Annotated in this window: 14 protein-coding genes; 7 read left to right on the forward strand and 7 right to left on the reverse strand. The window is 72.7% G+C overall.

The annotated features are described in order from the left end of the window. Window positions 1-48 precede the first annotated feature (48 nt). The 4 genes from ACZ56V_RS23920 (at window position 49) to ACZ56V_RS23935 (ending at window position 4,424) form a co-directional block, all read left to right on the forward strand. Window positions 49-807, forward strand: coding sequence for a GntR family transcriptional regulator (locus tag ACZ56V_RS23920; protein ID WP_468945047.1), 759 nt, complete (start codon window positions 49-51; stop codon window positions 805-807). 1 nt (window position 808) lies between these two features. Beyond that, window positions 809-1,573, forward strand: a complete 765-nt coding sequence (locus ACZ56V_RS23925; RefSeq protein WP_468945050.1) for a sulfite exporter TauE/SafE family protein — start codon at window positions 809-811, stop codon at window positions 1,571-1,573. Between the two features lie 67 nt (window positions 1,574-1,640). Continuing rightward, a complete protein-coding gene (locus tag ACZ56V_RS23930; protein WP_467379993.1) occupies window positions 1,641-3,095 on the forward strand; it encodes a basic amino acid/polyamine antiporter in 1,455 nt (484 codons plus the stop codon). Window positions 3,096-3,161: 66 nt separating this feature from the next. Continuing rightward, window positions 3,162-4,424 carry an arginine deiminase gene (locus ACZ56V_RS23935; protein WP_467379991.1) on the forward strand — a complete coding sequence of 421 codons (1,263 nt, stop codon included), beginning with the start codon at window positions 3,162-3,164 and terminating at the stop codon, window positions 4,422-4,424. A gap of 2 nt (window positions 4,425-4,426) precedes the next feature. On the opposite strand, the gene ACZ56V_RS23940 is transcribed toward ACZ56V_RS23935, so the two are convergent. Beyond that, entirely contained in the window at window positions 4,427-4,708 is a 282-nt protein-coding gene (locus ACZ56V_RS23940; protein WP_398908588.1) for a hypothetical protein, read from the reverse strand. 283 nt (window positions 4,709-4,991) lie between these two features. On the opposite strand from ACZ56V_RS23940, the gene ACZ56V_RS23945 reads away from it, so the two are divergent. Continuing rightward, window positions 4,992-5,453 (forward strand): hypothetical protein, encoded by a 462-nt coding sequence (locus ACZ56V_RS23945; protein WP_356367912.1) that lies wholly within the window; start codon window positions 4,992-4,994, stop codon window positions 5,451-5,453. A gap of 29 nt (window positions 5,454-5,482) precedes the next feature. On the opposite strand, the gene ACZ56V_RS23950 is transcribed toward ACZ56V_RS23945, so the two are convergent. After that, the gene (locus tag ACZ56V_RS23950; RefSeq protein WP_468945055.1) at window positions 5,483-7,858 is read right to left on the reverse strand and encodes a glycoside hydrolase family 65 protein; all 2,376 of its coding nucleotides are present in this window, start codon (window positions 7,856-7,858) and stop codon (window positions 5,483-5,485) included. Further along, window positions 7,855-10,245: a phosphoketolase family protein gene (locus ACZ56V_RS23955; protein WP_468945058.1), complete on the reverse strand. Its 2,391-nt coding sequence runs from the start codon at window positions 10,243-10,245 to the stop codon at window positions 7,855-7,857. Before ACZ56V_RS23955 ends, ACZ56V_RS23950 begins: the two co-directional genes overlap by 4 nt. A gap of 357 nt (window positions 10,246-10,602) precedes the next feature. Here ACZ56V_RS23955 and ACZ56V_RS23960 point away from each other — a divergent pair, with 357 nt between their 5' ends. Together ACZ56V_RS23960 and ACZ56V_RS23965 are read left to right on the forward strand one after the other, a co-directional pair. Further along, window positions 10,603-11,268, forward strand: coding sequence for a TetR/AcrR family transcriptional regulator (locus tag ACZ56V_RS23960; protein ID WP_398908583.1), 666 nt, complete (start codon window positions 10,603-10,605; stop codon window positions 11,266-11,268). Window positions 11,269-11,362: 94 nt separating this feature from the next. Continuing rightward, a complete protein-coding gene (locus ACZ56V_RS23965) occupies window positions 11,363-12,937 on the forward strand; it encodes an MDR family MFS transporter (RefSeq protein WP_398909395.1) in 1,575 nt (524 codons plus the stop codon). A gap of 81 nt (window positions 12,938-13,018) precedes the next feature. On the opposite strand, the gene ACZ56V_RS23970 is transcribed toward ACZ56V_RS23965, so the two are convergent. Genes ACZ56V_RS23970 through ACZ56V_RS23985 form a run of 4 tightly spaced genes read right to left on the reverse strand, consistent with a single transcriptional unit; the run spans window position 13,019 to window position 18,109 of the window. Next, on the reverse strand, window positions 13,019-14,023 hold the full coding sequence (locus ACZ56V_RS23970) for a twin-arginine translocation signal domain-containing protein (protein ID WP_467379984.1): 1,005 nt from the start codon (window positions 14,021-14,023) through the stop codon (window positions 13,019-13,021). 25 nt (window positions 14,024-14,048) lie between these two features. Next, on the reverse strand, window positions 14,049-15,329 hold the full coding sequence (locus ACZ56V_RS23975; RefSeq protein WP_356367927.1) for a TRAP transporter large permease subunit: 1,281 nt from the start codon (window positions 15,327-15,329) through the stop codon (window positions 14,049-14,051). A 3-nt stretch (window positions 15,330-15,332) separates the two neighbouring features. Further along, complete coding sequence (locus ACZ56V_RS23980; protein WP_398908578.1) at window positions 15,333-15,983, reverse strand: hypothetical protein; 651 nt, start codon at window positions 15,981-15,983, stop codon at window positions 15,333-15,335. Then, the gene (locus ACZ56V_RS23985; protein WP_468945064.1) at window positions 15,980-18,109 is read right to left on the reverse strand and encodes a hydantoinase/oxoprolinase family protein; all 2,130 of its coding nucleotides are present in this window, start codon (window positions 18,107-18,109) and stop codon (window positions 15,980-15,982) included. The genes ACZ56V_RS23980 and ACZ56V_RS23985 overlap by 4 nt, the downstream gene beginning before the upstream one ends. Window positions 18,110-18,135: the final 26 nt, after the last annotated feature.

Genomic DNA, 18,135 nt, shown 5'->3' on the forward strand with positions numbered 1-18,135 from the left:
GGGGTGGCGTAACGTCGGCGAAACATGGTCCGGGTTACCGTGAGCGGCATGGACCACCACGGGGGACGGCCGCGCGCCGAGCGGGCCCGGCAGCTGGCCGACGTACTGCGGCAGCAGATCACGGGCGGTGCCTTCGCCGACGGCAGGCTGCCCGACGAGCGGGATCTGGGCCGCCGGTTCGGTGCCTCGCGCAACGCCGTGCGGGACGCCCTGGGGCTGCTGCGCGAGGAGGGTCTGATCACCCGGCGGCGCGGGATCGGGACGACGGTGCTGCTGCCGAAGTACGGGCACGGCCTCGACCGGCTGACCGGGCTGGCCGAGGAGCTGACCGGGCGCGGCACCGTGACCAACGAGGTGCGGGTCGCCGCCGAGGTGCCGGTGCTGCCCGCCGCGATCGCCGCCCGTCTGGAGGTGCCGGCCGGGGCGGGCGGTGTGTACGTGGAGCGGCTGCGGTGGCTGGACGGGCTGCCGCTGTCGCTGGACACCAGTTGCCTGACCGACGACGTCGGCCGTGCCGTGCTCGCCGGCGATCTGCGGGACCGTGATGTGTTCGACCTGGTCGAGGAGGCCGCCGGTGTCCGGCTCGGGCGGGCCGAGGTGGCCGTGCACGCGGTCAACGCGGACCCGGGCACGGCACGGCTGCTGGGGATCGAGCCGGGGGCGGCGGTGTTCGCCCTGGAGCGGCTGACCCGGTTGGCGGACGGCCGACCGGTGGACGCCGAGTCGATCCGGGTCCGCGCGGACCGGATGACCCTGCGCGCCACGCTCCACCGCGGTGGGCCGCGGACCGCGTCGGAGAAGGACTGAGATGACCGGTGCGAGTGTGCCCGTGCTGGTGGCGCTGGGGCTGCTGGGGCTGGTCGGCGGGGTGGGCATCACCGCCGTCGGGCCGGGCGGGGTGCTGCCCACCATCGGCCTGTTCGCGCTCACCGGTCTGACGCCCGCGGAGGTGGCCGGGACGGCCCTCGTCACCCATGTCGCCACCGGGGTCCTCGCGACCGCCGCCTACACCCGCTCCGGGCAGCTGCGCGAGCCGGGGACCCGGCGCACGGCGCTGGTCCTGGCGGTGAGCGCGGTCGCCGGTACCCCGCTCGGCGTCCTGGTCAACTCGTACGTGTCCAAGCGGGTGTTCGGGCTGGTGCTCGGTGTGTTCGTGGCGGGCGTGGCGGGCTTGGTGTGGCTCCGCGAGCGCCGCCGTGCGGCCGCCGGGCGGGCGCACCCGTCGACGGCGGTGGTGGCGGGGCCGGGCTGCGCGGTGGCCGTGGCGGCCGGGGTCGTCGGCATCGGCGGACCGATGCTGACCGTCCCCTTGCTGGTGGCCCTGGGCGTGCCCGTGCTGGAGTCCCTCGCCGCGGCCCAGGCCCAGTCCGTCGTCATCGCCGGGGTGGGAACGGTGGGGTACCTGGCCCAGGGGGCGGTCGACTGGCCGCTGGCGGTGCTGGTCGGCGTGCCCGAGCTGGCGGGGGTGCTGCTGGGCTGGCGGATCGCCCACGCGCTGCCCACGCGTCACCTGAAGTACGCCCTCATCGCCACGCTGTTCGCGCTCGCCCCGTACCTCGCCCTGCACGGCTGACCGAGATGCCCGGAGCGACCACCTCATGCACAGTGGTCGCAATCGCTCAGCCACCCGGAGGGACGGCATGTCGCAGGCCGCTGCTTCCGACGTCGACAGCACCGCACCGCCCACCGCGAAGGTGGGGATGTTCACCCTGACCGCCATGGTGGTCGGGTCGATGGTGGGCGCCGGGGTGTTCTCGCTGCCGGGGCGCTTCGCCGAGGAGACCGGCGTCGCGGGCGCGCTGATCGCCTGGGCGATCGCGGGCACGGGCATGCTGACGCTGGCCTTCGTCTTCCAGTCCCTCGCGGTGCGCAGACCCGACCTCGACGCCGGCGTATACGCGTACGCCAAGGCGGGCTTCGGCGAGTACCCGGGCTTCTTCGCCGCCTTCGGCTACTGGGCCAGTTCGTGCGTGGGCAACGTGACCTACTGGGTCCTGATCATGTCGACCGCCGGGTCGGTCTGGCCCGCCCTGGGCGACGGGGACACCGCCGTGGCGGTGGTGCTGTCCTCCGCCGGGCTGTGGGCGTTCTTCTGGCTGATCCGGCGCGGGGTGAAGGAGGCGACGGCGATCAACCGGATCGTCACGGTGGCCAAGCTCGTCCCCATCGTCTTCTTCATCGTCCTGGCCCTGGTGTACTTCGAACCGGGCGTCTTCGCGGACAACTTCGGCGGCGCCGACTACGCCGGCTCCCTGTTCTCACAGGTGCGCGGCACCATGCTGGCGACCGTCTTCGTGTTCCTCGGCGTCGAGGGCGCCAGTGTCTACTCACGGCACGCCCGGCGCCGGTCCGACGTGGGCAGGGCGACGGTGCTCGGCTTCCTCAGCGTCTTCGCCGTCTTCGCGTCGGTGACCATCGTGTCGTACGGCATCATGCCGATGGCCGAGATCGCCGGCCTGCGCCAGCCGTCCATGGCGGGTGTCCTGGAGGCGGCCGTCGGCACCTGGGGCCGGGTGTTCATCAGCGTCGGTCTGATCGTGTCGGTCCTGGGCGCCTATCTGGCCTGGACGCTGATGGCGGCGGAGGTGCTCTTCGTCGCGGCCAAGGACGACGACATGCCCCGCTTCCTGCGCCGCGCCAACGCCGCCGACGTGCCGGTGCCGGCGCTGCTGATGTCCTCGCTGCTCACCCAGGTGGTGCTGATCGCCACCAGTTTCTCCAGCGACGCCTTCGACTTCGCGCTCAACCTGACCAGCGCCCTCTCCCTGATCCCGTACCTGCTGGCGGCGGCCTTCGCGGTGCGGATCGGCAGCCGGGACGACCCGCTGACCGAGGGCGGCCGCACCTCGCGGCGCGAGCTGGCGGTCGGGGTCGTCGCCACGCTGTACACCGCGTTCCTGCTGTACGCGGCGGGGCTGAAGTTCGTCCTGGTGTCCTTCGTCGTCTACGCCCCGGCGACCGTGCTGTTCGTGATGGCCCGCCGCGAGCAGGGCCGTCGGCTGTTCTCGCCCGGGGAACTCGTCGTCCTGGCCGTCTCCGTGACCGGCGCGGTGCTCGGCCTCGTCGCCCTGGTGGCCGGGTGGATCAGCCTGTGAGTCGTTGTCCGTCCGTTGTCCCCGTTCGTCTTCCCCATCTCGTCCCGCATCCCTCAAGGAGGCCGTGTGACCAGCAACGAGAGCGCCGTGAGGCCCGCGCTCGGCGTCCATTCCGAGGTCGGCAGGCTGCGCAAGGTCCTGGTGTGCTCCCCCGGCCTTGCGCACCGGCGGCTGACCCCCACCAACTCCGACGAGTTGCTCTTCGACGACGTCATGTGGGTGGAGAACGCCCAGCGCGACCACGCCGCCTTCGTCGGTGAACTGCGCCGGCGCGGGGTGGAGGTGGTGGAGCTGCACGACCTGCTGGCGCAGATCATGGCCCTTCCGGAGGCCAGGGCATGGCTCCTGGACCGCAAGATCGTCGCCAACCAGGTCGGCATCGGTCTCATCGACGCCACCCGCGCCTATCTGGAGAGCCTGTCGCCGCGGGAACTCGCCGACTACCTCATCGGCGGGCTCGCCACCACCGACCTGCCCGAGGACTTCCGCTCCCCGCACCTCGCACTGGCCCGCGAGTCCACCGGCGCCCGCGAGTACCTGATGCCCCCGCTGCCCAACACCCTGTACACGCGCGACACCACCTGCTGGCTGTACGGCGGTCTCACCCTCAACCCGCTGTACTGGTCCGCGCGGCACGACGAGACGCTGCTGATGAAGGCGATCTACACCTTCCACCCCGACTTCAGGGGCTCGACGGTGTGGTGGGGCGACCCCGAGCAGGACTGGGGGCAGGCCACCTTCGAGGGCGGCGACATCATGCCGGTGGGCAACGGGGTCGTCCTCATGGGCATGAGCGAGCGCACCTCGCGGCAGGCCATCACGCAGGTCGCCGCCGCGCTGTTCCGCAACGGCGCCGCCGAGCACGTCGTCGTCGCGGGGATGCCGAAGCTGCGGTCCGCCATGCACCTGGACACGGTCTTCACGTTCGCCGACCGCGACGTGGTGACCCTCTACCCCCGCATCATGGACGCGGTGCACACCTTCTCGCTGCGCCCCGGCGACCGGGCCCCCGGCTTGGACGTCGTCGACGAGGGGACGACGCCCTTCGTCGAGGTCGTCGCCAAGGCGCTCGGGCTGCCGAAGCTGCGGGTGGTGGAGACGGGCGGCGACGCCTACGCCTCCGAGCGCCAGCAGTGGGACAGCGGCAACAACGCGGTCGCGGTGGAACCGGGCGTGGTGTTCACCTACGACCGCAACACCCTGACCAACGCCCTGCTGCGCGAGGCCCGGGTGGAGGTCGTCACCATCGTGGGCGCGGAACTGGGCCGGGGGCGCGGCGGCGGGCACTGCATGACGTGTCCGCTGGTGCGTGACCCGGTCGACTTCTGAGCTCAGCGGCAGAACCCGTACGCCTGTTCCAGCCACCGGTGCAGTGCCGTGTGCACGCTGCCGGGGAGCACGCTGAGCTGCTCGATGGCGGCCCGGTCCCCGGCCGAGGGCGCGATGCCGGCGGCGGTCAGCAGGGCGAGCAGGTCGAGGCGGCGCAGGTCGACGGGGTCGACGCGGCAGGGGACGCGCCGGGCGGGGTCCGGCGGCTGGAGCAGGAAGTCGCCCGTGTCGCGGGCGTGCGAGTGCGTCGGGGCGGCGGCGGTCGGAGCAGTCGTCGGGTGCATACCGCGGTCCTCCACGTGAGGGGGCGCCCGGGCGGGGCGCCGTTCTTGACGGCATGAGACACCGGGGCGCGGACTGCGGTTGCGGGCCGCCGCGAGGACCACTCGGGGGATGCAATCGGCGTCTTGTCGCACGAACCGGAGGGCCGGGCCGGCGTGCGGACCGACGCCCCGGCGGTCCCGGCCGCTGCTCCGTACGAGTGGTGCGTTCACGGACACGGTCGTACGGTCGGAACGGAGAAAGGGGAAAGCGGAGGCAAGCGACCCCGAGACGGCGGGAGCAGACATGGGCAGGAACCCGATGAGGGCAGCGGTCACACTCTGTGCCGCCGCCGCGCTCGCAGTACCCCTGGTGGGCACGGCATCCGCCGCACCGTCGGCACAGCCCGCGGCGCGGACCCAGCAGACGCAGGATCCGGTGCTGGTCGACTGCTCCGGGCAGCCGCAGATCGGGCCCGCGGCGTACGTGCTCGCCTGCGGGGACGGCAACAGCCGCCTGGTCTCCCTGCGCTGGTTCCGCTGGGACCCGCAGGCCGCCGTGGGCCGGGGCACGAACGCCGTGAACGACTGCGACCCCTACTGTGCCGCGGGCGCCTTCCACTCCTACCCGGTGACCGTGCGGCTCGACATGCCGACGGGCGGGGAGCAGGGCACGGGCCAGGCGCACTTCACCCGGATCACCCTCACCTACACCGACGGCAGGCCGGACGGGTCCCCCCGCACGGTGACCTACCCCTTGCCCGGCTGACCGGCCGACGGGGCCGAGCGGACCGCCGGTCAGTCCGGCAGCACCAGCCGGCAGGTGTCGCCCGGCTGGAGGCGCACCTCGCGGTCGGGCAGCCGGACGTCGATCGGCAGCGGACCGACCGCGGGCACGGCGATCTCCAGCCGGCCGTGCTCCAGCCGGAACCGCACGCCCCAGTGGCCCTGGTAGCGCACGGAGAAACCGTACGACGACAGCTCCGGCAGCGGCACCGGGTCCAGCCACAGGGCGCCCGCGCGGGTCTCCAGGCCGGTCAGGCCGCGCTGGACGAGGTCGAGGGTGCCCGCCATGGCGCCCAGGTGGATGCCCTCGCCGGTGGTGCCGCCCTGGAGGTCGGCGACGTCGCCCTTGAGCGCCTCCTGGACGTACGTCCAGGCCTCGGCGCGGCGGGCGCGGGCCAGGATCCAGCCGTGGACGAGTCCGCTGAGGGTGGAGCCGTGACTGGTGCGGGCCAGGTAGTGGTCGACGGTGCGCTGCCAGGTCCGCTCGTCGAGGCTGTAGCCCAACCGCCGGAACAGTGAACGGAGTTCGGCCGGGGAGAACAGGTAGCCCAGCATGAGGACGTCGGCCTGCTTGGACGCCTGGTAGTTGTTGACGCTGTCGTTCTCGGCCTCCAGGAGACGGTCGAGGCGCCGGATGTCGCCGTACCGCTCGCGGTAGCCCGCCCAGTCGAGTTCGGCGAGTTCGCCGTACCCCTCGAACTGGCTGACGACGCCCTCGTGGAAGGGGACGTGGAGGGTGCGGGAGACGCTGTCCCACTGTTCCAGTTCCGCGTCGTCCAGGGCGGTGCGCTCGACGAGTTCGCGGCGGCGGGGTTCGGGCAGGTCGGCGAGGACGTCGAGGGTGCGGGAGAGCACCCAGGCGGCGGTGACGTTGGTGTAGGCGTTGTCGTCCAGGCCCGGCCGGGCGGCTCCGGGGTAGGCCTCGTGGTATTCGTCGGGGCCGACGACGCCCCGGATGCGGTGCCGGCCGAGCCGCTCGTCCCAGGTGGCGGAGTCGGCCCAGAAGCGCGCGATCTGCAGCAGCGTCTCGGCTCCCTTGGTGTGCAGGAACTCGGCGTCGCCGCTCGCCTCGCAGTACTGCCACACGTTGTACGCGATGGCCGATCCCACGTGGTGCTGGAGGTGGGAGTGGTCGGGGAGCCAGCGGCCCGAGCGCGGGTTGAGGTGCAGCTGCTGGGTCTCCTCGCGGCCGTCGCTGCCGCTCTGCCAGGGGTAGAGCGCGCCGCGCCTGCCGATCGCGCGGGCCGCGGAGCGGGCCTTCTCCAGGCGGCGGTGCCGGTAGTGCAGCAGGGCGCGGGAGACCTCCGGGAAGTGCAGGTTCAGGTAGGGCAGGACGAACAGCTCGTCCCAGAAGACGTGGCCGCGGTAGGCCTCCCCGTGCAGTCCGCGCGCCGGTACGCCCACGTCGAGGTCGGCGGTGTGCGGGGAGAGGGTCTGCAGCACGTGGAAGAGGTGCAGGCGCAGGATGCTGCCCGCCTCGCCGGGGACGTCCAGTTCGGCGCGGCGCCACAACTGGCCCCAGGCGGCGCGGTGGCTGACCATCAGGTCGTCGAAGCCGGGGGCTCCGGCCACCCGCTCGATCGCGGCCTGGAGCGGGTCGCTGATCGCCGGGTCGCGCGAGGTGTGCAGGGCCACGACCTTGTCGACGGTGACGGTGCGGCCCGGTTCGGCGCGCAGGCCGGCGCGCTGGGTGACGCACAGGTGCTCACGGGCCGCGGTGACCGGTGCGTCGGCGGTGGTGCGGGCGGCCATGCCGATCCGGATGTCCGAGGTGCGGGTCCGGCAGCGCAGCCACACCATGTCGTCGTCGGCGCTGTCGGTGTGCACGTGGGTGAGGTGGTGGCCGTCGAGGTCCCGGTAGCGCGGCACGCCGGAGTTGGTGACGCCGCCGTCGAGGGCCGCCTCCACCTCCAGGTCGGCCGGGCCGCCCTCGACGGTGAACTCCGTGCGCAGGGCGGCGAGGTGGGGATCGGCCATGTGCACCAGGCGCAGCTGGCGCACGGACAGCAGGCGCTCTCCGTCGAGCCCGAAGCGGGTGAGGCGCTCCAGGACGCCCGAGTCCAGGTGCACGGTCTGACGGTGGTCGAGCACCTCGGCGGTGTCGGGCGTGAGCCAGTCCCCTCCGGCGGTCCTGAAGCGCAGCGGCAGCCAGTTGGGGAGGTTGACCATGTCCTCGTTCTCGACCTCGCGCCCCGCGACGGCGGAGGTGAGCCGGTTGTAGCAGCCGGCCACGTAGGTGCCCGGGTAGTGCACGTCGTCGGCGGCGCACTCGGGCAGGGCGCCGCGGGTGGCGAAGTAGCCGTTGCCGAGGGTGCACAGGGACTCGCGCAGCCGTTCCTCCGCGGGGTCGTAGTGGTCGTAGTCCCAGGACGAGGGGGTCGCGGTCACCGCGAGCCCTCCCAGGTCCAGTCGGCGACCTCGGGCAGGTCCACACCGTGTTCGCGGATCCATTCGTGGTGCCGCAACCGGGCGTCCTCCATCCGCTGCCGGACGGCGGCGGCGCGCACGGCGAGGCCGGGCACGCGGTCGATGACGTCCATGACGAGGCGGTAGCGGTCCAGGTCGTTGCCGACCACCATGTCGAACGGGGTGGTGGTGGTCCCGATCTCCTTGTAGCCGCGCACGTGCAGGTGGGCGTGGCCGGTGCGCCGGTAGGCGAGCCGGTGGATCAGCCAGGGGTACCCGTGGTACCCGAAGATCACCGGCTTGTCGGCGGTGAACAGTCCGTCGTACTCGAAGTCGCTCATGCCGTGCGGATGTTCCCCGCTGGGCAGCAGGCGGGCGATGTCCACCACGTTCACCACGCGCACGGCTAGGTCGGGCAGGTGGCGGCGGACGAGCTGGGCGGCGGCCAGCACCTCCTGGGTCGGTACGTCGCCCGCGCAGGCGAGCACCACGTCGGGCTCGCGGCTGCCGTCCTCGGTGCCGGCCCAGTCCCAGATGCCGGCGCCGCGCGCGCAGTGCACCTTCGCCTGTTCCATGGTCAGCCAGTCGAAGCAGGGCTGTTTGCCGGCGACGATCACGTTGACGTAGTCGCGGCTGCGCAGGGCGTGGTCGGCGACGGAGAGCAGGGTGTTGGCGTCCGGCGGCAGATAGACCCGGACCGCCTCGGGGCTCTTGTTGAGGATGTGGTCGACGAAACCGGGGTCCTGGTGCGAGAAGCCGTTGTGGTCCTGGCGCCACACGTGCGAGGTGAGCAGGTAGTTGAGGGAGGCGATCGGCGCGCGCCAGGGCAGGCGGCGGGTGACGCGCAGCCATTTGACGTGCTGGTTGACCATCGAGTCGACGATGTGGACGAAGGCCTCGTAGCAGGAGAACAGTCCGTGCCGGCCGGTGAGGAGGTAGCCCTCCAGCCAGCCCTGGCAGGTGTGTTCGGACAGGATCTCCATCACGCGGCCGTGCCGGTCCAGGTCCTCGTCGACGGGCAGCGTCCGCTCCTGCCAGGCCTTGCCGCTGGCGGCGTAGACGGCCTGGAGGCGGTTGGAGGCGGTCTCGTCGGGGCCGACGAGCCGGAAGTCGCGCCGGTCGGCGGTGGCGTCCATGACGTCCCGGAGCAGGTCGCCGAGGACCCGGGTGGGCTCGTGCGTGCTCGCGCCGGGTTTGTCGACGGGCACGGCGTACTTCTCCAGCGCGGGCATGGGCAGCTCGCGCAGCAGGAGGCCGCCGTTGGCGAAGGGGGTGGCGCCCAGGCGGCGCGGCCCCTCGGGGACGGCGGCGAGGACGGCGGGCCGCGGGGCTCCGGCGTCGTCGAACAGTTCTTCGGGCCGGTAGGAGCGCAGCCACTGCTCCAGCTGGGCGAGGTGCTCGGGATTGGTCCGTACGGCGGACAGGGGCACCTGGTGGGCGCGCCAGGTGTTCTCCACGGGCAGTCCGTCGACCACCGCCGGGCCGGTCCAGCCCTTGGGGGTGCTCAGGACGATCATCGGCCAGCGGGGGCGGCCGGTGGCGCCCTCCTCGCGGGCGGCGCGCTGGATCGCGGCGATGCGGTCCAGGGCGGTGTCCATGGCGTGGGCCGTCGCGCGGTGGACCGCGGCCGGGTCGTCGCCGGTGACGTGGATCGGGTCGTGGCCGTAGCCGCGCAGGAGTTCGTCGAGCTCGCCCTCCGGGAGGCGGGCGAGCACCGTCGGGTTGGCGATCTTGTAGCCGTTGAGGTGCAGGATCGGCAGGACGGCGCCGTCGTGCACCGGGTCGAGGAACTTGTTGGAGTGCCAGGACGTCGCCAGCGGGCCGGTCTCCGCCTCGCCGTCGCCGATCACACAGGCGACCACCAGGTCCGGGTGGTCGAAGGCGGCGCCGTAGGCGTGCGAGAGCGCGTAGCCCAGTTCGCCGCCCTCATGGATCGAGCCCGGCGTCTCGGGCGCGACGTGGCTCGGTACGCCGCCGGGGAAGGAGAACTGCCTGAACAGCCGGGCCATGCCGGCCGCGTCCCGGGTGACGTCCGGGTAGGTCTCGGTGTACGAGCCCTCCAGCCAGGCGTTGGCCAGCACGGCGGGACCGCCGTGGCCGGGCCCCCAGACGCACAGGGCGTCGAGGTCACGGGCCTTGATGACCCGGTTGAGGTGGGTGTGGACCAGGTTGAGGCCGGGTGAGGTGCCCCAGTGGCCGAGCAGGCGCGGCTTGACGTGCTCGGGGCGCAGGGGTTCGGCCAGCAGGGGGTTGGCCATCAGGTAGATCTGGCCGACGGCGAGGTAGTTGGAGGCGCGCCAGTGGGCGTCCAGGGTGGCGAGCTCCTCGTCGGTCGGCTCGGGGGGCGCCTGCTGCGTGTCGACGGACATCGGTGGTCCTTCCGTGTCGGGACAGCCGGTCGGGGCGCGCGGGCACGGGGTGCCCGTGCACATCCCAACCCTGCGCCGACCGGGCGGGTACCCGAGAGGGCCGTTCGGGTCACGTGGTGTTCCGAACGGGTCACGGAGCGCCGGTGCCGCGGGGCGGCGGGGCGGCGGGGCGTGACGGGAACAGCACGGCCGTCACCGGCGCCGACCCCGGTGCCGACCGTGCTGGTGCAGCGGATACCCCAACTTCTGCTCCTCACACAGGAGTTGCCGGAACCAGGCGGCGGCCCGCCTTGACGGGGCCGCCGGCACCGGCGCGGGACGGCGGCCAATTTTGCATGTCGTGCATCTTTGCATATCATGCAACTTATGTCGGAGAAGGGTGCCGCGAGGGGCGGACTGCGGGAGCGGAAGAAGCGGGCCACGCGTGCCGCCCTGTCCGAAGCCGCGGTAAGGCTCGCCGCCGAACACGGGGCGGAGAAGGTCACTGTCGAGGCGATCAGCGCCGCGGCCGGTGTGTCCGTGCGTACCTTCTTCAACTACTTCGACAGCCGTGACGACGCCTTCGTGGTGGTCGACGCGGACGCCGGCGCACGCATGCGGCGCGCCGTCCTGGAAGCACCGGCCGAACTCTCCCCGCTGGCAGCCCTGCGCGAGGCCATGGCGGCGGAGCTGGCCGAGGCGGAACAGCAGCACGAACTGTGGCGGCTGCACGCCAAGGTCCTGCACGCCTCGCCGCACCTCCTGGCGCGCGGTGTCGGGGCCCACATGGCGGCCGAGGCGGACCTGGCCGACGCCATCGCCGAACGACTGCGCCGGGTCGGCCTCCCGGACGCCACCGGGCCCGGGCCGGAGCCCGGCCCCGGGTCGGGGCTCTACCCGCGGCTGCTGGCCGCGGTGGCGGGCGCCGCGGTGCGCACCAGCATGGACCACTGGTCCGCCCACCAGGAGGAAGCCGTCTTCCTCGACGTCTTCCACGAGGTGTTCACCCTTCTTGCCGCCGGTCTCCCGGCACCCCCCGCGTAGCCTCCGCGCCGGGCTCGCGACCCACCAGGACCCACCACACGAAAGAGATGCCGTGACCGCTACCCAGGCGCCCGCCGACGCGCCTCCCACCTCGATGACCCACCGGCAGATACTCCAGGCCATGTCGGGCCTGATGGCCGGCATGTTCGTCGCGATCCTGGCCGGTACGGTCGTGGCCAACGCGCTGCCCACGATCATCGCCGACCTGGGCGCCAGCCAGTCGTCCTACACCTGGGTCGTCACCTCCGAACTGCTGGCGATGACCGCCACGGTGCCCCTGTGGGGCAAGCTGTCCGACCTCTTCAACAAGAAGCTGCTGCTCCAGCTCTCGCTGAGCATGTTCGTGGTCGGCTCGCTGCTGGCCGGCTTCTCGCACGGCGTCGGCCTGCTGATCTTCAGCCGGGTGGTGCAGGGCATCGGCGCGGGCGGTCTGACGGCGCTCGCGCAGGTCGTGATGGCCTCCGTCATCCCGCCGCGCCAGCTGGGCAAGTACGCCGGCATCTTCGGTGCCGTCTTCGCCGTGGGCACCGTGGCCGGGCCGCTGGTCGGCGGCGTCCTGGTGGACACCTCGTGGCTGGGCTGGCGCTGGTGCTTCTTCATCGGCGTGCCGTTCGCCCTGCTCGCCATCGCCCTGCTCCAGCGCACCCTGCGCCTGCCCACGGTCAAGCGCGAGGTGCGCATCGACTGGCTCGGCGCGTTCCTGATCGTCGCCGGTGTCTGCGCGCTGCTGATCTGGGTGTCGCTGGCCGGCAACGAGTTCGACTGGGCGTCCTGGCAGACCGGTGTCCTCACCGGCGGCGGCGTACTGCTGCTGGTCGCGGCGGTGGTCGTCGAGTCCCGCACCGCCGAGCCGGTCATCCCGCTCGGCATCTTCAAGAACCGCACGGTCACCCTGACCACCGTCGCCAGTCTCCTGGTCGGTGTCGCCATGTTCGGCGGGACGGTCTTCCTCTCGCAGTACTTCCAGATCTCGCTGGGCAAGTCGCCGACCGTCGCGGGTCTGATGAGCCTGCCGATGATCCTCGGCCTGCTGGTGTCGTCCACCGTCGCCGGACAGGTGATCAGCCGGACCGGCAAGTGGAAGCGGTACCTGGTGGCGGGCGCGGTGATCATGTCCGTCGGTCTCGCGCTGCTGGCCACGATCGACGCGAAGACCAACTTCGGCCTGCTCAGCCTCTACATGGCGATCCTGGGTGTCGGCGTCGGCATGCTGATGCAGAACCTGGTGCTGGCCGCCCAGAACGACGTGCCCGCCACCGACCTGGGCGCCGCGACCTCCGTGCTGTCGTTCTTCCGCAGCATGGGCGGCACCATCGGCGTCAGCGTCCTCGGCGCGATCCTCGCCAACCGGGTCGCCAGCGAGACGGCCAAGGGGCTCAGCAACGCGGGCGTCACCGTCCCCGGCGGTGGCGGCGGCTCGGGCGAGGGCGGCGTCCCGGACATGTCCACGCTGCCCGCCCCGATGCGGACGATCATCGAGCACGCCTACGCCGTCGCCACGGCCGACCTGTTCCTGATCGCCACGCCGTTCGCGGTGCTCGCGCTGGTCGCCGTCGTCTTCATCAAGGAGAAGCCGCTGAAGACAACCAGCGGCATGGAGCGCCTGGCCGAGGAGGCCGGCGAGGGCGGTGCCGCGCCGACCGACAAGGACCCGGCGCCCGTCGCCTGAGGCACCCGGCGAGAAGACAGCGGGGCCGCCCGTCCGATCCGGACGCGCGGCCCCGCTGCCGTGTGCGGTGGCGGACCGGGGTCAGCCGCGGGCCATCGCGATCGAACCCGCCAGCCGCTCCCCCGCCTCGTAGATCATGTACGGGACGCCGCGGTCGGTGCCGAAGGACGGGGCGGCCGCGCGGCCGTTCTCCGGCGCGGAGCCGCGGGAGTCGTAGAAGACGCCTAGGTGCCTGCGGAGCGAGAAGTCGTTGCCGACCTCGGTGATCATCAGGTCGCCGCCGCTCTCCTTGTCCTTGTTGTAGACGACGTACGTGCTGTTGTTCCGGTGCAGCAGGTGCGGCCCGCCCACGTTGACCGCGCCGACGTCGCCGTGGCGCACCAGGGGCTCCTGGGAGAACGTCCAGGTGCGGCCGTCGGCGGACCAGCCCCAGCCGATGTCGCGGTGGTTGGTGGAGTTGTTGATCATGAAGACCATGACGTAGTGGGCGCCGCGCGAGGGAAGTTCGTGCGGGAAGACCCGCGCGTACGAGGTCTCGGTGGTGCCGGACGGCAGCATCGAGGTGCTCAGCACGACCTTGTCGTAGGTGAAGTGGATGCCGTCGGAGGAGCGGGCGAGCCTGGTCGTGGTGTTCTCGCCGTGGAAGTACAGCCACATCTCCTTCCTCCCGGCGTGCCACATCACGTGCGGTGAGGAGACGTGGCTGACGGAGTAGTGCGGCGACCACTTGTTGGAGACGATCGGGTTGTGCGGGTACTCCGTGAAGGGGCCCTCCAACGAGTCGCCGTAGGCCAGGCAGATGCCGCCGGGGGCGTCGTGCGGGGCGTAGTACAGGTAGTAGCGGCCCAGTCGGCCGCTCGCGGGCAGCCGGTCGTAGACGCCCCGGACGGTCGGGAAGATGATCTCGCCGGTGGGGTTGTAGGCGAGCCGGGACGGGGTCAGCAGGGTGCGGACGTAGGTGTAGTCGGGGAAGCCGCCGGGTGCGGCCGAGGCGGTGGGCGCGGCGGTGGCGCCCAGGGCGAGGGCGGCGCCGGTGACGGCCGTGCCCTTCAGGAACAGACGGCGGTCGAGGTGCGGCTCGTGCATGTCGACTCCTGGGAGAGGGGGGAGGTCAGAGGTACAGGGCTGCGGTGACGCACATGCCGCCGAGGGCGACCAGCCACACGTAGGGCAGGGTGCGGACCATGACCTGCTGCGGACTGACGCCCGCGTACTGTGCGGCCCACACGGTCTGGGTGCTGGTGGGGTCGGCGACGCCGAAGACCTGGTTGTACGAGGTGGCCATGCCGAGGACGGCGACGGCCGGGTAGATGCCGGTGGCGATGAGGACGCCCGCGATGCCCGCGCCGAGCCCGAACACGTTGAGCGGGCCGCGGTACAGGCACAGCGGCACCAGCACGGTGAAGACGATGACGAACAGCACCGGGTTCTGCGGGCTGACCGCCTTCATCAGCGGCTCCAGCGCGTCCACCGCGCCGGGGAGTTTGACGGCCGCGAGCAGGATGCCGATCGCCACGAACAGGGCGAGCGGCGGCGCGGCCACCTCGAAGCCGCCGTACAGGGTGCGCAGCAGCCGCTTGTTCATCTCGCCGGGCCGGGTGGTGGTGACCAGCGCGTAGAGCACACCGGCCAGCATCGAGGGGATGATGGCCACTTCCAGGCCGAGGGCCAGGACCAGCGGGATCACGGGGGCGAGCAGCGCGTACCAGGGTGCGTCACCGAGGCGTTCGCGGCGCGGGGCGGGGCGCGCGGAGACCGATGTGAGCGACCAGGCGTGCTCGGTGCCGCGCCGCCGGTTCTCGATGACGACGTAGGCGACGGCGGCGACCAGGGCGAACGGGAACAGCTTCACCATGAAGCCGCGGACGGTGTCGACCGGCAGGTCGAGGGCGGTGGAGAAGAACTGCCAGACGGGCAGTTCGAAGGGGACCCCGACCGCGATGCCCATCAGCACCGTGCCCGCGGCGGTCACCTTGGGCACGCCGACGGCCACCATGGCGGGGATGCCGATGATGCCGGCCAGCATCGCGGCCGGTGCCGAGCCGGTGACCGTGCCGACGAGCGCCGAGACGGCGAGGACGCCGAGGGCGACGACGGTGGGCCGGTCGCCGCCGAACTCGACGATCTTGCGGACGAGGGTGCCGGCGATGCCGGTCTCGTCGAGCAGCTTGCCGAGCCAGGAGCCGAGGATGATGGCGACCATCGTCGCCGCGAGCGCCGGGGCGCCCTCCTGGAGCACCGTGTCCAGGACGCTGTTCTTTCCCGTCAGGGGCGCGCCGGAGAGGAAGGCGATGACCACGGCCAGCAGCACCAGCGCGAAGGCGGTGGGCAGCTTGCGGGTGAGCATCGCGGCGACGCCGGCCGCCATGACGAGGAGGATGACGACACCCATGGGTCAGTTCTCTCTTCTTGCGTCACGTGCGGGTGGTGGGGTGCTCCCGGCCGCGGAACCGGTCCGGGTCTCGGCCTCGGCCCCGTTCTCGGTCTCGGCGGCCAGGGCGGCGGTGAGCAGCAGGGGGCTGCGGCCGAGTCCGCAGACGGTGCGGGCGTAGGCGTGGGCGGCCACCTCCTCGGCCCCGGCGACATGGCCGGGGACGCGCAACCGGCCCAGGCGCAGGGCGCTGTGGCCCAGGGCGCGCTTCAGCGCGGTCTTCTCGGGGCCGTGGTGGAGGTGGACGTGCACCGCCTCGTGGGCGAGGGCGGCCGCCCGTACGGAGCCGGGCGGGTACCAGTCGCGCCAGCCGCGGGCGTCCACGACCCGTTCGGCGAGTTCGACCGTGTCGGTGTACAGCTCGACGGTGGGCGGTCTGGAGGTGTAGCGGGCGAGCAGCCCGCGTTCCAGTCCGCCGTCGCGCTCGACGATCCGGGCCTCGCACGCCACGGGTGCGAGGGCGGAGCCGAACGCGTCGGCCGCCCGCGCCCACCGGCGCAGCAGCTCCGGGTCGCGGTGCTCGTGGGTCGGCGTGGCGGCCAGCAGCCGCACCGCCCACCCGATGTCGTCGATGGCGGCGAGGTCCGCCTGGACGGGAGCGTTCTTGACGGTCACTCGCGCACCTCCAGTACGGCGACCACCGGTTCGTCGGCGGCGCGGGAACGCAGTTCGCTGCGGGCCAGGGCGAGCAGCGACTGCGGGTCCAGGACGCCGGAGAGGTCGGCGATGCGGGAGCCGAGCAGCAGCCGCACGGCGGGGGCGCGCACGCCTCCGTCGCCGTAGGAGGTGTTCTCGGTGACCAGCTTGGCGAGCACCTCGGGGGCGGCGGCGACGGTGGTCGCCTCGACCCGCGCGTCGGGCGCGTGGTGGCGTACGACCCCGTCGGCGTCGACGACCCGGACCGGGTGGCGGACGGGCCGGAAGCGGCGGCGGACCTCGGCGCCGTACACGGTGTGTGCGGGGGTGCCCGCCAGCACGTGCACGTGGGACGGGTCGGTCTTGAGGCTGGCGGCGGCCAGCCGCAGGCGCTCGGCGTCGTCGGCCCGGTGGGCCCGGTCCTGGGTGCGCAGTTCGGTGGCGCCGGTGGCGATGGCGCGTACGACGTTGGTCTGCGGGTCGACGGTGACCTCGACCTCGACGCCGTCGGCGGCGGCGCCCTGTTCGACCACGGCGCGCTCGGCCTCGGCGCGCACCGCGAGGATCTGCTCCTGGGTGGCGCCCGGCACGATCCGCTCGACCTGTTCCCGTACCAGGGCGAGGGCGACACCGATGGGGCTGATGACCTCGTTGTGCTGGGCGATGCGGCCGGTCATGCCGGAGCGGGCGGCCAGGTGCGGGGTGACCGAGGCGGCGCCGCCGCCCCCGCCGACCAGGACGGCGGTGTCGGTGTCGAGGCGGTACTCGCGCACCAGGTCGTCCACGACGGACCTCACCTGGTCGGTGCCGGCGTCCAGGAGCCGGGCGGCGGCGGTGTCCACGTCGGTGCCGAGGGCGGCGGCGAGCGGGGCCAGCGCGGCGCGGGCGGTGCCGGGGTCGGCGTGGGCGAAGTCGCCTTCGGGGACCCGGCCCAGCGCGTTGGCGGCGCAGGTCATGGTGAGGGCGAACCGGCCGCCCGCCGCGTCCAGGACCGCGTAGTCGGCGGGGTCGCCGGGCAGCGGGCTGATCGTGGTCAGCTTCGCGTCCCGCAGGTCGGCCGGGTCGGCGTAACAGGCGTACGGCAGCCCGGCGATGTGCGCGCTGCGCGGTCCGGTACCGGTGACCCGGCCGCCGGAGACGCGCACCATGGAGCCGCCGCCGACGCCGACGGTGCGGACGTCGAGGGCGTTGAGGTAGGAGCTCTGGCCGAGCAGCACGGCGTGCCGTACCGCGACCTTGCCGCGCTTGACGACGCTGATGTCGGTCGAGGTGCCGCCGGTCTCCAGGAACACGCCCTCGCTGACGCGTTCCTGCATGAGCGCGCCGGCGACACCGGCGGCCGGACCGGACAGCACGGTCAGCAGGGGCCTGCGACGCATCTCGTCCAGGGACATCACTCCCCCGTCGCAGCGCATCACCATCAGCGGCGCGGTGACACCGGCCTTGGTGATGGAGGCGTCGACGAGGTCGGCGGTGGCCAGCATGCGCGGCAGGATCGCCGCGTTGACGACGGCGGTGCGGGTGCGTTTGCGCAGCCCGTACAGGGAGGTGATCTCGTGCGCGGCGGTGGTCGGCAGGCCGGTGGTGCGGGCCGCGTCGGCGACCGCCTCCTCGCCTTCGGGCCGGTCGACGCCGAAGGGTTCGCTGGCCACCAGGGCCTGGGCACCGGCGGCGGTGAGCTGTTCGACGGCGGCCCGTACGGCGGGTGCGTCCTCGGGGTCGGGGACGTGCGCGTAGTGCAGCGGCAGCCGTTTGCCGGGGGTGAGTTCGAGCTTGGCGAGCGTGGCGAGCCTGCGGGTGAAGTACGTTCCGCCGCCGGTGCCGATGCCGATCAGGCCGACGGTGGCGACGTCGCCCTCCAGCAGGGCGTTGGTAGCCTGGGTCGTGCCGTGCGCCAGGAAGGCCACGTCGGCGGGTGCGTGTCCGGTCTGCTTCAGCAGCCGGTCCAGTGCCTCGACGATGCCGTGCGCGACACCGTCCTCGTGATGGTGGCTCGTGGGGACCTTCACCTGGCCCACGAGCGCGAGCGTCGTGGCGTCGACCGCCACGGCGTCGGTGAAGGTTCCGCCCACGTCGATGCCGACGCGGATGCGGTGGGTGGTCATGTCCGGGCACCTCCTTGTGCTGGGTC

It is taken from the genome of Streptomyces sp. NPDC034099 (assembly GCF_055575415.1).

Coding starts and splice junctions, on each gene's coding strand:
- ACZ56V_RS23920 (WP_468945047.1), top strand. CDS start 49: ATGGACCACCACGGGGGACGGCCGCGCGCCGAGCGGGCCCGGCAGCTG.
- ACZ56V_RS23925 (WP_468945050.1), top strand. CDS start 809: ATGACCGGTGCGAGTGTGCCCGTGCTGGTGGCGCTGGGGCTGCTGGGG.
- ACZ56V_RS23930 (WP_467379993.1), top strand. CDS start 1,641: ATGTCGCAGGCCGCTGCTTCCGACGTCGACAGCACCGCACCGCCCACC.
- ACZ56V_RS23940 (WP_398908588.1), bottom strand. CDS start 4,708: ATGCACCCGACGACTGCTCCGACCGCCGCCGCCCCGACGCACTCGCAC.
- ACZ56V_RS23945 (WP_356367912.1), top strand. CDS start 4,992: ATGGGCAGGAACCCGATGAGGGCAGCGGTCACACTCTGTGCCGCCGCC.
- ACZ56V_RS23955 (WP_468945058.1), bottom strand. CDS start 10,245: ATGTCCGTCGACACGCAGCAGGCGCCCCCCGAGCCGACCGACGAGGAG.
- ACZ56V_RS23960 (WP_398908583.1), top strand. CDS start 10,603: ATGCAACTTATGTCGGAGAAGGGTGCCGCGAGGGGCGGACTGCGGGAG.
- ACZ56V_RS23965 (WP_398909395.1), top strand. CDS start 11,363: ATGACCCACCGGCAGATACTCCAGGCCATGTCGGGCCTGATGGCCGGC.
- ACZ56V_RS23970 (WP_467379984.1), bottom strand. CDS start 14,023: ATGCACGAGCCGCACCTCGACCGCCGTCTGTTCCTGAAGGGCACGGCC.
- ACZ56V_RS23975 (WP_356367927.1), bottom strand. CDS start 15,329: ATGGGTGTCGTCATCCTCCTCGTCATGGCGGCCGGCGTCGCCGCGATG.
- ACZ56V_RS23985 (WP_468945064.1), bottom strand. CDS start 18,109: ATGACCACCCACCGCATCCGCGTCGGCATCGACGTGGGCGGAACCTTC.